The organism is Aquabacterium humicola, assembly GCF_030167915.1.
Lineage (GTDB): Bacteria > Pseudomonadota > Gammaproteobacteria > Burkholderiales > Burkholderiaceae_C > Pseudaquabacterium > Pseudaquabacterium humicola.
This window is the reverse complement of the sequence record NZ_JARGNB010000008.1, coordinates 25,520-38,905: the sequence shown is the minus strand read 5'-3', so window position 1 is coordinate 38,905 and position 13,386 is coordinate 25,520. Positions and strand designations below refer to the sequence as shown.

At 72.2% G+C, this 13,386-nt stretch carries 11 protein-coding genes; 8 read left to right on the top strand and 3 right to left on the bottom strand.

Annotated elements, in window-relative coordinates; all coding sequences use genetic code 11:
- Position 1 precedes the first annotated feature (1 nt).
- On the bottom strand, positions 2-898 hold the full coding sequence (locus P1K89_RS27045; protein WP_284619654.1) for a helix-turn-helix domain-containing protein: 897 nt from the start codon (positions 896-898) through the stop codon (positions 2-4).
- Between the two features lie 107 nt (positions 899-1,005).
- On the opposite strand from P1K89_RS27045, the gene pobA reads away from it, so the two are divergent.
- The 8 genes from pobA (at position 1,006) to P1K89_RS27005 (ending at position 8,978) form a co-directional block, all read left to right on the top strand.
- Positions 1,006-2,175, top strand: coding sequence for a 4-hydroxybenzoate 3-monooxygenase (pobA, locus tag P1K89_RS27040; protein WP_284619653.1), 1,170 nt, complete (start codon positions 1,006-1,008; stop codon positions 2,173-2,175).
- An 88-nt stretch (positions 2,176-2,263) separates the two neighbouring features.
- Entirely contained in the window at positions 2,264-3,430 is a 1,167-nt protein-coding gene (locus tag P1K89_RS27035; protein ID WP_439898037.1) for an ABC transporter substrate-binding protein, read from the top strand.
- A 132-nt stretch (positions 3,431-3,562) separates the two neighbouring features.
- Positions 3,563-4,267 (top strand): hemerythrin domain-containing protein, encoded by a 705-nt coding sequence (locus tag P1K89_RS27030; RefSeq protein WP_284619652.1) that lies wholly within the window; start codon positions 3,563-3,565, stop codon positions 4,265-4,267.
- 160 nt (positions 4,268-4,427) lie between these two features.
- On the top strand, positions 4,428-5,543 hold the full coding sequence (locus tag P1K89_RS27025) for a response regulator transcription factor (RefSeq protein WP_284619651.1): 1,116 nt from the start codon (positions 4,428-4,430) through the stop codon (positions 5,541-5,543).
- Between the two features lie 138 nt (positions 5,544-5,681).
- A complete protein-coding gene (locus P1K89_RS27020) occupies positions 5,682-6,551 on the top strand; it encodes a branched-chain amino acid ABC transporter permease (protein WP_284619650.1) in 870 nt (289 codons plus the stop codon).
- Positions 6,551-7,525 carry a branched-chain amino acid ABC transporter permease gene (locus P1K89_RS27015; protein ID WP_284619649.1) on the top strand — a complete coding sequence of 325 codons (975 nt, stop codon included), beginning with the start codon at positions 6,551-6,553 and terminating at the stop codon, positions 7,523-7,525. The genes P1K89_RS27020 and P1K89_RS27015 overlap by 1 nt, the downstream gene beginning before the upstream one ends.
- On the top strand, positions 7,522-8,268 hold the full coding sequence (locus tag P1K89_RS27010; protein ID WP_284619648.1) for an ABC transporter ATP-binding protein: 747 nt from the start codon (positions 7,522-7,524) through the stop codon (positions 8,266-8,268). The genes P1K89_RS27015 and P1K89_RS27010 overlap by 4 nt, the downstream gene beginning before the upstream one ends.
- An 8-nt stretch (positions 8,269-8,276) precedes the next feature.
- Positions 8,277-8,978, top strand: a complete 702-nt coding sequence (locus tag P1K89_RS27005) for an ABC transporter ATP-binding protein (RefSeq protein ID WP_284619909.1) — start codon at positions 8,277-8,279, stop codon at positions 8,976-8,978.
- A gap of 34 nt (positions 8,979-9,012) precedes the next feature.
- Here P1K89_RS27005 and P1K89_RS27000 read toward each other — a convergent pair whose 3' ends face one another.
- Positions 9,013-10,515, bottom strand: coding sequence for a DUF3999 family protein (locus P1K89_RS27000; protein ID WP_284619647.1), 1,503 nt, complete (start codon positions 10,513-10,515; stop codon positions 9,013-9,015).
- Positions 10,505-13,327 carry a DUF2339 domain-containing protein gene (locus P1K89_RS26995; RefSeq protein WP_284619646.1) on the bottom strand — a complete coding sequence of 941 codons (2,823 nt, stop codon included), beginning with the start codon at positions 13,325-13,327 and terminating at the stop codon, positions 10,505-10,507. The genes P1K89_RS27000 and P1K89_RS26995 overlap by 11 nt, the downstream gene beginning before the upstream one ends.
- Positions 13,328-13,386: the final 59 nt, after the last annotated feature.

Below are 13,386 nucleotides of genomic sequence, written 5' to 3'. Positions count from 1 at the left end.
CCTAACGCAGCGCCTGCGCGCGCCACGCGGTCGGCGTGAGCCCGGTCTCGCGCTGGAAGAAACGCGTGAAGTAGCCGGCTTCGGCGAAGCCGAGGCCGAGCGCGATCTGCTTGACGCCCAGCGTCGTGTACGCGAGGTCGCGTTGCGCCTCGAGCACCAGGCGGCCGTGCAGCACGCCGAGAGCTGAATGCCCGAGCACCTGGTGGCAGGCGCGGTTGAGCTGCGTCGGCGTGATGCCGATCTCGCGGGCCAGCGCCCCGAGCGTCGGCTGCTCGCGGAACCGCGCCTCGATCAGGGCGCGCAGGCGCCGCACGTGCGCGAGCGCACGTTCGCCGGCGGCTTCGGGCGCGGCGTCGGTCGGGTCCGGCAATGCGCGTCCCAGCTCGACGGCCAGCGCCAGCAGCGCCGCATCGAGCTTCAGGTCGCGCCAGGGCGCGGTGCCGAAGAACTCGTCGCGCAGCGTCTTCACCGCCTGTTCGACGGCATGCGACGCCGCGTCCGTCATCGCCCGGCCGAGGACCTGCGTGCGCATCACCCGCGCGGCCAGCGTACCGGCGCCGGACAGCAGCTGCGCGAGGTGGCGCTCGAGCACGGTGATCACGGTGCCGTCGACGTCCTCGTCGAAGCGGAAGCCATGCGGCGCCAGCGCGGCGACCGTGAGCAGGCAGGGGCCGCGCAGCTGCGCGGTGAGGCCCTCGAGCAGGGCCTGAGCCCGGCCGCTGCGGATGTACAGAATTTGAAAGAGAGATTCATGCCGGTGCGGCTTGATCTCCCAGTCGTGACGCTGGCTGCGTTCACGGATGGTCTCGCAGTGCAGCCAGTCTGTGGCCTGCGTGCGGCCGTGTTCGCCGTACAGCGCGTAGGTCGGCAGGTTGGGCGCAGGCGGTGGGCGGGGCATGTTCGAATTGTCCAAGCGTTAGCCGCTTCCGTCCATTGGCGCTGACGCCGCGCCGACCTACCCTTGACGCAGTTCAAGGACAGGAACGTCGTCAGGAGACAAACACCATGAGAACCCAGGTCGCCATCATCGGCGCCGGCCCGTCGGGCCTGCTGCTCGGCGCGCTGCTCGCGAAGGCGGGCATCGCCAACGTCATCGTCGAACAGCGCAGCGCCGACTACGTGCTGGGCCGCATCCGCGCCGGCGTGCTGGAGCAGACCACCGTCGACCTGCTGGATGCCGCCGGCGTCGGCAGCCGCATGCACCGCGAGGGCCTGCCGCACGACGGCGTCGAACTGTGCTTCGGCGGCGAGCGCCACCGCATCGACCTGCACGGGCTGACGGGCAAGCGGGTGATGGTCTACGGCCAGACCGAGGTCACGCGCGACCTGATGGACGCCCGCACCGCGGCCGGCCTGCCCATCGTCTACGAGGCCGACGACGTGCGCGTGCATGGCTTCGACGGCAGCACGCCGCACGTCACCTGGCGCGCCGGCGGTGTCGAGCAGCGCCTGGATGCCGACTTCATCGCCGGCTGCGACGGCTTCCACGGCGTCTGCCGCGCCAGCGTGCCCACCGAGGCGATCCAGCTGCATGAACGCGTGTACCCGTTCGGCTGGCTGGGCCTGCTGGCCGACGTGCCGCCGGTGCACCACGAGCTGATCTACCTGAACCACGAGCGCGGCTTCGCGCTGTGCAGCCAGCGCAGCCACACCCGCAGCCGCTACTACCTGCAGTGTTCGCTGGACGACAAGGTCGAGCAGTGGAGCGACGACGCGTTCTGGGCCGAGCTCAAGCGCCGCCTGCCGCCCGCCACCGCCGCCGAGCTGACCACCGGCCCGTCGCTGGAGAAGAGCATCGCGCCGCTGCGCAGCTTCGTCGCCGAGCCGATGCGCTTCGGCCGGCTGTTCCTCGCCGGCGACGCCGCGCACATCGTGCCGCCGACCGGCGCCAAGGGCCTGAACCTCGCGGCCAGCGACGTGGGCTTCCTGTGGCAGGCGCTTGATGAACACTACCGCGGCAGCGCGGGTGGCCTGGACGGTTATTCGGAGCGGGCCCTGCACCGCATCTGGAAGGCCGAGCGCTTCTCCTGGTGGCTGACCTCGCTGATGCACCGCTTCCCGGACGGCGGCAGCTTCGGCGCCAAGATGCAGCAGGCCGAGCTGGAGTACCTCGTCTCGTCGCAAGCGGCGATGACGACGCTGGCGGAGAACTACGTGGGTCTGCCGATGAAGTGAACCGAAAGCCGGCCGGTCGGCCGGCAGGCGGCCGCCTGCGGCATCATCGCCGTTCCTTCCATCCACCAGAAGAGAACGGAGACACGTCATGGGACGCATGCTGAAGCTCACCCTCGCCGCCATCGCAGCGGTCGCCACGGTCGCCACCCACGCCCAGGCGCCGCAAGCACCGCTGAAGGTCGGCCTGATGCTGCCCTACACCGGCACCTTCGCCGCCTTGGGCAACGCGATCGAGAACGGCTTCAAGCTCCACGTCAACGAGCAGGGCGGCAAGCTCGGCGGGCGCGAGATCCAGTACTTCAAGGTCGACGACGAGTCCGATCCGTCCAAGGCCACCGACAACGTCAACAAGCTGATCAAGCGCGATGCGGTCGACGTGATCGTCGGCACCGTGCATTCCGGCGTCGCGCTGGCGATGGCCCGCGCGGCCAAGGAGAGCAATACGCTCCTGATCGTGCCCAACGCCGGCGCCGACGCGATCACCGGCGCGCAGTGCGCGCCGAACATCTTCCGCAGCTCGTTCTCGAACTGGCAGCCGGGCTACGCCACCGGCGTGGTCGCCGCGGGCAAGGGCTACAAGCGGGCGATGACCATCACCTGGAACTACGCCGCCGGCAACGAGACGGTCAAGGGCTTCACCGAGGCCTTCGAGAAGGGCGGCGGCAAGGTCATCAAGGACCTCTCGCTGCCGTTCCCGAACGTCGAGTTCCAGGCCCTGCTGACCGAGATCGCGGCGCAGAAGCCGGACGTCGTGTTCGCCTTCTTCGCCGGCGGCGGCGCGGTCAAGTTCGTCAAGGACTACGACGCCGCGGGCCTGAAGAAGACGATCCCGCTGGTCGGCTCCGGCTTCCTGACCGACGGCACGCTGGAAGCGCAGGGCGCCTCGGCGCAAGGGCTGATCACCGCGCTGCACTACGCCGACAACATCGAGACGCCGCGCAACGAGGCCTTCCGCAAGGCCTATGCCCTGGCCTACAAGGCCAATGCCGACGTCTACGCGGTGCAGGGCTACGACGCGGCGCAGATGCTGGGCGCCGGCCTGACCGCCGTGAAGGGGGACTTCGGCAAGCGCGACGCGCTGCAGGCCGCGATGCAGAAGACCATCGTCGGCAGCCCGCGCGGCAAGTTCGCGATCTCCAGTTCGCGCAACCCGGTGCAGGACTTCTACGTCCGCGAGGTCAAGGGCACCTACAACGTGATGACCGGCGTCGCGGTCAAGCAGCTCGCCGATCCCGGCCGCGGCTGCAAGTCCTGACTTTCGCCTCGGCTCCTGGCCCCCTGGGCCAGGGCCGATGGCTCCTTCGGCCGATGTGAGCCGGCGTTCGTTTTCCGACACTGCCTTCATGCGCCGGACTTCCCGTCCGGCTTCCAAGAAGGACAAACGTCGATGGACCCGAACGCCACCCTGCCGCCCGGCTCGCGCCGCATGCCGCGCTACGACCTGTACACCGCGACGCACCGCGCGCTGCGGCTGTTCATGACCGAGACGCTGGCGCGCATCGGCCGCCTCGACGTCAACGACCGCCACGAGCTGACCACCGCGCTGAACGAGGTCGACGGCCTGCTGCGGCTGGCGCGGCTGCACCTGGCCCACGAGAACCAGTACGTGCACGCGGCGATCGAGGCCTGCCAGCCCGGCGCGACGCAGGCCATCGGCGCCGAGCACGTCGAGCAGATCGAGACCATGGACGCGCTGCATGCCGAGGCGCGCGCGCTGGCCAACCTGCCCACCACCACCGGCGCGCTGCGCCTGTACCAGCACCTGGTGCGCTTCGTCGCCGACAGCTTCGACCACATGCTGGCCGAGGAGACCGAGCTGAACCCGCTGCTGTGGTCGCATTACCGCGACGAGCAGCTGCTGGAGATCGAGCAGCGCATCGCCGACGCGACGACGATGACCGACCGCGCGCTGCTGCTGCGCTGGATGGTGCCGGCGATCACGCCGATCGAACGCGCGTGGCGCTACGCGCAGCTGCAGCGCCAGCTCAAGCCCGAGGCCTACGAGGCCGCGCTGGCCACCGCGCGCGCGGTGCTCGACGGCCGCGGCTGGAACAAGCTGAAGTGGGCGCTGGGCATGAACGCGGTCGCCTGAGCGTGCCGGGCCGCCGCCCGGTGAAACCCGCAGGCGCGCCGCCCGGCAGCTGGCCCGTGATCCCCACAGTCGCGGACGTCCGCCCAGCCACCCCGTGCGGGCCCGGTTGACAGTCTTCAGCGCGCCACTGCAGCATCACCGCGACGTCGGAGGGGGCTGCATGGAGAAGATCGATCCCGGGCAATGGGAGGCGGCCATCGAGCGCCTGTACGACGCGGTCGGCCACGAGCTGCCTTTCGCCGAGGCACTCGGCGCGTTCCGGGCCTTCTTCGACGCCCGCGGGGTGATCTTCCTGACCACGCCCGAGCGGCGCCTCGCCACCACCACCCACATCGGCTCGGTCGGCGTGTCGCCGGCCTCGCTCGTCGAGTACCACACGCACTTCAACGTGCACGACGAATGGGTGCGCAGCGGCTTCTCGCGCGGCTTCGTGCTCGACCGGGTGTACCGCGGCTCGCAGCTGGTCGCACCGCAGGCCTTGAAGCGCAGCTACTTCTGGCGCGAGTTCCTGCACCGTCACCGCATCCGCGACGTGTTGTGCTGCATCGTCGAACCGCTCGGCCCCGACGGCCAGGGCACCTTCCTGACCTTCCATCGCCACGAGGACCAGCCGCTGTTCCCGCGCCGCAGCGAAGCGCGCCTCGCGTCGCTGACGCCGCACCTGCGGCGCGTGCTGCGCCTGCACCGGCGCCTGGCACCGGAGCTGGCGGTCGGCGAGACGCTGCACGAGCTCTTCCGCGCCGCCGACGCGCCGATGCTGCTGGTCGGTGAGGCGGGCGAGCTCGTCGAGAGCAATCCGGCCGCGGCGGCGGCGATGGAACTGCCGGACGCGGTGCTGAAGCCGGTCGGCGGCCGGCTGATGATGTCGACCGCCGAGGGCTGGAAACCGCTGGCCGATGCGCTGGCCGCGTTCGCCGACGAGGCGCGGCCCAGCCTGTCGGTCGATCTGCAGACGCCCGGGCGCCACGCGGTGCTGGAGATCCGGCGCGTGCATGGCGCCACCACCGACCGCTTCGCGACCCACCGCGCGGTGGCCATCTGCACGATCGCCGCGCGGCCGGCCGGCGACGGCACCGACCTCGCGCGGCGCTACGGCCTGACGCCGGCCGAGCTGCGTGTGGCCAGGCGCCTGTGCGAGGGCCTCAGCGCGGCGGCGATCGCCGACGAGCAGCAGGTGGGCGTCACCACCGTGCGCACGCACATCCGCAACCTGTTCGTGAAGACGGGCACCTCGCGCCAGGCCCAGCTGGTCTCGCGGATGATGAACGGCCAGTGACGCGGGCGGCGCTCGCCATCGGCCGCGCGGCACGCCGTGTCGCGGCGTAGCCGCATCCACTGCACCTCACCGCACCGCACCGCAGCGCAGCGCAGCGCACCGATCAATAATCCGCCGCCGCCCGCGACCCCCACCCCCTTGGACCTCGCCACCTTCGCCGTCCAGTGCCTCAATGCCGTCCAGTACGGGCTGCTGCTGTTCCTGGTCGCGTCCGGGCTGACGCTGATCTTCGGGATCATGGGCGTCATCAACCTGGCGCACGGCAGCTTCTACATGATCGGCGCCTACCTGGCGTTCTCGCTGTCGCCGCTGTTCGGCCAGCACTTCATCACGATGCTGGTGTGCGGCACGCTGCTGGCGGCGCTGTTCGGCTACATCCTCGAATGGGCCTTCTTCAGCTACCTCTACCAGCGCGAGCACCTGCAGCAGGTGCTGATGACCTGGGCGCTGATCCTGGTGTTCGAGGAAGCGCGTTCGCTGCTCGTCGGCAACGACGTGCACGGCGTCAAGCCGCCGGACTGGCTGTCGGGCAGCATCGCGCTCGGCGAGCTGATGACCTACCCGGTCTACCGGCTGTTCGCATCGGCCGCCTGCATCGTCATCGGCGCGGCGCTGTACTGGATCGTCAACCGCACGCGGCTGGGCATGATGATCCGCGCCGGCGCCAGCAACCGCGACATGGTGCGCGGCCTGGGCATCGACATCACGCGGCTGTACCGCATCGTCTTCGCCGGCGGCGTCGCGCTGGCCGCGCTGGCCGGCATGATCGCCGCGCCGATGTCCAGCGTGTACCCGGGCATGGGCGGCCACGTGCTGATCATCTGCTTCGTCGTCGTCGTGATCGGCGGCATCGGCTCGATCACCGGCGCGCTGATCGCGGCGCTGCTGGTCGGCTTCGTCGACACCTTCGGCAAGGTCTTCTTCGCCGAGCTGTCCGGCATCGGCGTGTACCTGCTGATGGCCATCGTGCTGGTCTGGCGGCCCGAAGGGCTGATGAAGCGCGCCTGATGAACCCGCGCCTGCCGCCCTGGCTGCTGCCCTGGTTGTTGCCGACCATCGGCGCCATCGCGCTGCTCGCCGCGCAGCCCTTCCTGAGCTCGTACCTGCAGGACCTGGTGCTGCGCATCGTCACGCTGGCGATCTTCGCGCTGAGCCTCGAGCTGCTGGTCGGCACCACCGGCCTGGTCAGCCTGGGCCATGCGGCCTTCTACGGCATCGGCGCCTACGCCACGGTGATGCTGTCGCCGCCCGACGGGCCCGGCGCCATCGTGCTGCTGCTGCCGGCGGCCGCGGGCTTCGCCGCGCTGTACGCGCTCTTCGTCGGCGCCTTGAGCCTGCGCACCAAGGGCGTCTACTTCATCATGGTCACGCTGGCCTTCGCGCAGATGGCCTACTTCGTCTTCCACGACACCAAGTTCGGCGGCGGCACCGACGGCATCTACCTGAACGTGCGGCCGGTGCTGGCGATCGGCGAACGCGTGGTGCTCGACACCGACCACAAGCCCACGCTGTACTGGCTGGCCTGCACGCTGCTGATCGCCACCGGCGCACTGCTGGCGCTGATCCGCCGCGCGCGCTTCGGCCATGCGCTGGCCGGCATCCGCGTCAACGAGCAGCGCATGCGCGCCGCCGGCTTCCCGACCACGCTGTACAAGCTCGCCGCCTTCGTGATCGCCGCCGCGCTGGCCGGCGTCGCGGGCTTCGTCGCGGCGACCAAGGACGGCGTCGTCAACCCGGAGCTGCTGTCCTGGCACGTGTCCGGCGAGGTGCTGCTGGTGATCATCCTCGGCGGGCTCGGCCACCTGCGCGGTGCGGTGCTGGGCGCGGTGGCCTTCGTGCTGCTGAAGGAACTGCTGTCGACGCCGGCGCTGGTCGGCCCGCTGTCCGAGCGCTGGCAGCTGACCCTGGGCTTCACCGTGATCGCCTTCGTCGCGCTGCTGCCGAAGGGCCTGATCGGGCTGGCCCGGCGGAGGCTGTCGTGAGCGCCGTGCTGGCCTGCACCGGGCTGACGCGCCGCTTCGGCGGCCTGGCCGCGGTCAACGACGTGTCGCTGGATTTCCGGCTCGGCGAGGTGCATGCGGTGATCGGCACCAACGGCGCCGGCAAGTCCACCCTGATCAACCTGCTGTCGGGCGAGCTCGCCCCGAGCGCCGGCCGCATCGCGCTCGACGGCGCGGAGATCACCGCCTGGCCGCAGCCGAAACGCGCGCGCGCCGGCATCGGCCGCAGCTACCAGCGCACGACGATCTTCGGCGAGTTCAGCGTCTTCGAGAACGCGCGGCTGTGCGCGCAGGCGGCCTTCCCGCGGCCCTGGACCTGGCGCCAGGCAGCCGCCGACTGCCCGGACAGCGGCGCAGCCGCCCGCGAGGCGCTCGCCGCCGCGGGCTTGGCCGACCAGGCGACACAACTTGCTTCGACCCTCAGCCACGGCGGCAAGCGCCAGCTCGAGATCGCGATGTGCCTGGCGACGCGGCCCCGCGTGCTGCTGCTCGACGAGCCGCTGGCCGGCATGGGCGCCGAGGAGACCGAGCGCATGCTCGCGCTGCTGGCGGCACTGAAGCCCGGCCACGCGATCGCGCTGGTCGAGCACGACATGGACGCGGTCTTCCGCATCGCCGACCGCATCACGGTGATGGTCAACGGCCAGGTGATCGCCAGCGATGCGCCGGCGGCGATCCGCGCCAACCGCGACGTGCAGGTCGCCTACCTCGGAGAGCACGAGTGACGGCCCCGATGCTGGCGGTCGACGACCTGCACACCTACCTCGGCGACAGCCACATCCTGCGCGGCGTCAGCTTCGAGCTGCCCGCCGGCTCGGCGCTCGGCCTGCTGGGCCGCAACGGCATGGGCAAGACCACGCTGATCCGTTCGATGCTGGGTTATGTGCGGCCCCGCGCGGGCCGCGTGCGGTGGCTGGGCACGGACATCACCGGCCACCTGCCCGAGCGCATCACGCGCCTGGGCCTGGGCTACGTGCCGGAGGGCCGCGGCATCTTCCCGAACCTCTCGGTGCGCGAGAACCTGCTGATGGCCGCGCGGCCGGCCGCCGACGGCGCGTCGCCGTGGACACTGGAGCGCGTGCTCGAGACCTTCCCGCGGCTGGCCGAGCGCCTGTCGCACGGCGGCCAGCAGCTCTCGGGCGGCGAGCAGCAGATGCTGGCAATCGGCCGCGCGCTGATGACGCATCCGCGGCTGCTGATCCTCGACGAGGCCACCGAGGGCCTGGCGCCGCTGGTCGTCGCCGAGATCTGGCGCGTGATCGCGCTGATCCGCGCCTCGGGCCTGTCGACGCTGGTGGTCGACCGCAACATCAGGGCCGTGCTCGCGCACACCGACCGTGCGCTGGTGATGGAGAAGGGCCGCGTCGTGATGAGCGGCGAATCGGCCGCCCTGGCGGCCGATCCGGCGGCGATGGCCCAGGTGCTGGGGGTCTGACCGCGGCCGCCTCCCGGGGCGCGCCTTGCCGGCCTCAGGACTTCTTCGCCAGGCGCCAGACCATCAACCCGAGCGCCGCGACACCCGCCAGCAGCACGCCCCACAGCAGCATCGGCCGCAGCTTCGCGCGCTGCGCCTGCTGCTCGGCCTGCTGCACCACCTCCGGCACCTCGGCGAAGGTGCCGATCTCGGCACGGCCGAAGCGCGCGCGTTCCTGCTCGAGCTGCGGCACCAGCGTCTCGATCGGCAGCGCGCCGGGTGTCGGCGCCGGCGTACGCATGCCGGGCGTGGGCATGTTCACCGCGCCGGCCTGCAGCCGGTACGGCGGCGTGCCCTGCGCCGGGAAGACCAGCGACGCCAGCTGCACCTGGGCGATCAGCATCGTGCGTGCGGCATCCAGCGCGGGGGCGCGTTCGTCGGGCACCAGCCGCAGGTAGCGCGTCTCGGTGTGCAGCTTCAGCGGCGGCGAGACGCTGCTGGCGCCATCGCTGCTGCCGGGCCGCTCGATGCGGTAGACGACACCCGCGGTCAGTTCGTGCCAGGGCTCGTCGGCGCGCTGGCGTTGCTGCACACGCAGCGGGATCACCTGCGTGCCCGGCGGCAGCGCCAGGTCGACCTGCAGCACCGGCAGCACGCCGCCGAGGTCGACGTGCAGCGCGCGCCTGGCCGACGGGTCGGACGCGCGCGCCGGCGGCTCCGGCGACGCCGGCAGGCGCAAAGTGGTCGGCGGATCGAGCGGGATGCCGCCGCGCCGCTCGACCACCGCTTCGCCGCCGGTCAGGGCCGGGGCGATCGGCGGATCGGCCCAGCGCAGCCGGATGTAGCGCGCCGGCTCGGCCGGCAGCATCACCAGCGGCTGCGTCAGCGCCCCGCCCGCCGCCGCGGGCGCGGCCGGCGATGCCGTCAGCGACATCAGCTGGCCGCCGCCGGCGGGCCGCCACTGGCGCAGGTCGTCGCTGGCATCGAGGGCGTAGCCCGCATTGAATTCGGCCGGTCCCGACCAGCGCAGCCGCAGGCTGCGCGGCGCGGGCATGTCCGGTGTGCGTTCACCGAGGTCGAACAGCCAGCCCGCCGGCGCGCCGCCGGTCGGCCGCGGCAGCTCGCCGCCGGTCGTGCGCACCTGCAGCCGGCCGCCGTCGATGCGCAGTTCCAGGTTCGGCGGCAGCGCCTCGCCGGCGGCGACCTTGGGCAGCAGGTACAGCGCCACCTCACGCCGTTCTTCGGTGATGCGCTGCTGTTCGGCCCGCGGCCCCAGCAGCGCGAACGGCACCAGCCGGCCCTCCGCATCGACCAGGCGCAGATCCGCCAGCCCCGGCTGCCGGCTGTGGGCGTAGACCGCCGGCGGCAGCGGCAGCTGCACGAAGCCGCCCGGCCTGCTCACCGTCACCGGCGCGCTCCAGCGCAGCGCGGCGGCCTCGCCGGCCCGCGCCGGCGCCGGCAGCGCGGCGGCCAGCGGCCCGGCCACCAGCGCGGCCACCAACCCGGCCATCCGCCCGGCCACCCGCCCCGCCGCGCCCACCCGAATCTCAAGCCGCATGCGTCTCCTCCGTCGTCGCCCCCGCGCTTCGGCGCGCGGCGGGCAACGGCGCAACATAACCGATCACCAGCATCAGCAGGCCGACGCCGATGAAAGAGACGATGCGCGTGACGGTGCCCGTGCCCGACAGGTCGACCACCATCAGCTTCAGCACCACGGCGCCCAGCAGCACCGCGCCGGCGATCCACAGGGCGCGCTGCTCACCGACCTCACCCATGGCGCGCTGCGCGCGCCGGGCGCTCCACCACATCGCCGCCAGCGCCAGCGCGCTCCACAGCAGCGTCAGGCCGGTCTGCACCGCCAGCGAACCGCTCCAGCCATCGAAGGTGTAGGGCACGCCGGCGTGGTGGTGGAAGGCGCGCACCAGCATCGCGTTGAGCCACAGGAAGCCGATGCCGCCCAGCAGCGCCGGCACGGCACCGGGCTGCACCTCGCGCAGCGCGTCGGCGCCGTCCCCGCGGGCCCACAGCGCGACCGCGGCCAGCGCCAGCGCGATGCCCAGGTCCAGCGGGTTCAGCAGGGGCACGTGCGGCAGCGGCTGCGCCGAGCCGGTGGAGCCGATGTTGGCCAGCACGATCCACAGCAGCAGGCCCAGGCTCAGCACGCCGGCGGCGATGCTGCGGTAGGCCGACGGCTCGTCGCGCAGCGGCCACCACCTCAGCGTCGACGGCCGCGGCAGCAGCAGGAGCAGCACCGCCGGACCGACCAGCCAGCCGAGCCACGGCCAGGCGCTGCCGGCATCGCCCCAGTCCTTCGTCAGTGCCCGGCCGAGCAGCGCGGCCAGCGCAGCCAGCAAGAGCGCACCCAGCGCATGCGCGAGCTTGCGGCCCGCCGCCGGCCAATGCGGCGCGGCCCACTTCAGCGACAGCCCGTGCGCCAGCAGCATGACCGGCCAGCCGAGCCAGCCGGCGTCCTGCAGCGGACTGTCCTGCATCACCGCGCTGGACGCGGCGGCCAGCAGCGCCAGCGGCATCGTGCCGAGCACCGGCGCCGCGATGCCGGGCCAGCGCCAGCGCGCCGCGATCGCCGAGAAGGCGGTCGCCAGCGCCGCCAGGATCAGCAGCCAGGCGGCGAGCGAATAACGCCCGGGCACGAACTGCTCGATCTCGATCGCCGACGCGCTGAGCAGCCAGACGAGCGCCCAGACGATCAGCAGCGGCTCGGCGACACGTTCGCGGCCGATGCCGGCGGCGTGCCGGTGCACGACGTACGCCGCCACGATCGAACCGGCCGCCGCCAGCAGCGCGTTGAACAGCACCGCGTTCCACGGCGATGTCGGCATCGGGTGCGCATGGTCGAGCCCGATCAGCATCGACACGCCGGCCAAGAGCAGCAGCGCATAACCGAAGGCGCGCGGCAGCCGGCGCCCCTGGCGCAGGCCCAGCCACACCAGGCCCGCGCCTTCGAGCGACCAGGCGCCGGCGGTGCTGCGCGGATCGAGCGCGAACGGGATCACCAGCGTCAGGAAGACGGTGCCGATCGCGAGGCTCGCGTCGAAGGTCAGGCCCAGCCCGGGCCGGCCGCGCATCCATGTCGCCAGGCCGACGTAGAACGCGGCCAGCACCAGCGCCGACAGCGCGACGCCGTAGGCCGTGTCGTGCACCAGGCCGTACTGCAGCGCGAACGTGATCGTCGGCAGGCCGAAGAGCAGGCTGCCGTTGACCCACTTCGAGGTCCTGTCGGCCAGCGCCTCGGCCCGCCGCACCGGCAGCACCAGCACCAGCGCGAAGAGCAGGAAGAAGGCGATCAGGAAGGCCTGGCTGCTGGCGTAGTGCACGGGGCTGTAGCGCATCAGGCCCCAGGCCGTGCCGACGCCGAAGGTGAAGCCGAAGCCGATCACGTTCAGCACGCGCCAGGTGCGGAACCACGCGACCGCGAGGATGCCGAGGTCCAGCACCAGGTAATAGCTGAAGAGGGCCACCTGGTTGCCGCTGCCGGTGGACACCAGCAGCGGGGTCGCGAAGCCGCCGAGCGCACCGATCACCGCCAGCGCGCGCGCGTCCTGCAGCACCGCCAGCGCGGCGGCGAGCGCGGCGATCGCCACCATCATCGCGAACACCGGCCCCACCGCCAGCACGCCGTAGAACTTGAACGCGACGAACAGCGTCAGGTACAGCACCGCGACGGCACCGCCCTGCAGCGCCTGCGCGTAACCCGGCCGGCTCGTGCGCAGCCGCCAGCCGACGGCCAGCAGCACGATCGCCGCGACGCCGATGCCAGCCAGGCGCAGCTCGATCGGCAGGTCGACGTGCTCGGACGCGTACTTCGCGAGGAAGGCGAGGCCGAGGAACAGGATCAGCACACCGGCCTTGACGATGGTGTTGCCGCCGAAGAACCAGTCGCGCAACGGCGCGAGCGGGCCGCGCGAGGGCGGCGGCGCCTCGGCGGCGCCGGCGAGCGTTGGCGCGGCGGCCGCAGGCTCGTCGAGCGGCACATCGACTGCCGCCGCGGCCAGCGCGGGCGCCGCGAGGGCCGACGGTTCCGTCGCCGAGCGCGCCGGCAGCGGCATCGTCACCGGTTCCGGCGCGACGGGCATCGCGCCCGGCGCGGTTTCGGCGTGCGCGTCGGGTTGATCGGTGCCGGCATCGGCCGCTGCCGCGGCCGCCGCGGCGGGTACCACCGCACCGGCCTGGCCCTTCTGCAGCGCATCGATCTGCCGCTGCTGGCGCCACGAGCGCACGGCCAGCCAACCGATCAGCGCGCCGAACACCACGCCGCCGTCCGACTCCATCGCGGCACCCAGAATCGCACCCACGACGATCGCCACGATCACCAGCATCTCGCCACCCTCTTTGCGCCAGGTTGGCGCCATGCGCGGGCATTCTGTCAGCGCGCCCCCCGGCCGCGCGGTTTCATGCGTTTCGGTGGCGT

Excerpts from the sequence above, each read along its gene's own strand:
- pobA (WP_284619653.1), top strand. The coding sequence starts at position 1,006 with ATGAGAACCCAGGTCGCCATCATCGGCGCCGGCCCGTCGGGCCTGCTG.
- P1K89_RS26995 (WP_284619646.1), bottom strand. The coding sequence starts at position 13,327 with ATGGCGCCAACCTGGCGCAAAGAGGGTGGCGAGATGCTGGTGATCGTG.
- P1K89_RS27025 (WP_284619651.1), top strand. The coding sequence starts at position 4,428 with ATGGAGAAGATCGATCCCGGGCAATGGGAGGCGGCCATCGAGCGCCTG.
- P1K89_RS27015 (WP_284619649.1), top strand. The coding sequence starts at position 6,551 with ATGAACCCGCGCCTGCCGCCCTGGCTGCTGCCCTGGTTGTTGCCGACC.
- P1K89_RS27035 (WP_439898037.1), top strand. The coding sequence starts at position 2,264 with ATGGGACGCATGCTGAAGCTCACCCTCGCCGCCATCGCAGCGGTCGCC.
- P1K89_RS27045 (WP_284619654.1), bottom strand. The coding sequence starts at position 898 with ATGCCCCGCCCACCGCCTGCGCCCAACCTGCCGACCTACGCGCTGTAC.
- P1K89_RS27030 (WP_284619652.1), top strand. The coding sequence starts at position 3,563 with ATGGACCCGAACGCCACCCTGCCGCCCGGCTCGCGCCGCATGCCGCGC.
- P1K89_RS27005 (WP_284619909.1), top strand. The coding sequence starts at position 8,277 with ATGCTGGCGGTCGACGACCTGCACACCTACCTCGGCGACAGCCACATC.
- P1K89_RS27000 (WP_284619647.1), bottom strand. The coding sequence starts at position 10,515 with ATGCGGCTTGAGATTCGGGTGGGCGCGGCGGGGCGGGTGGCCGGGCGG.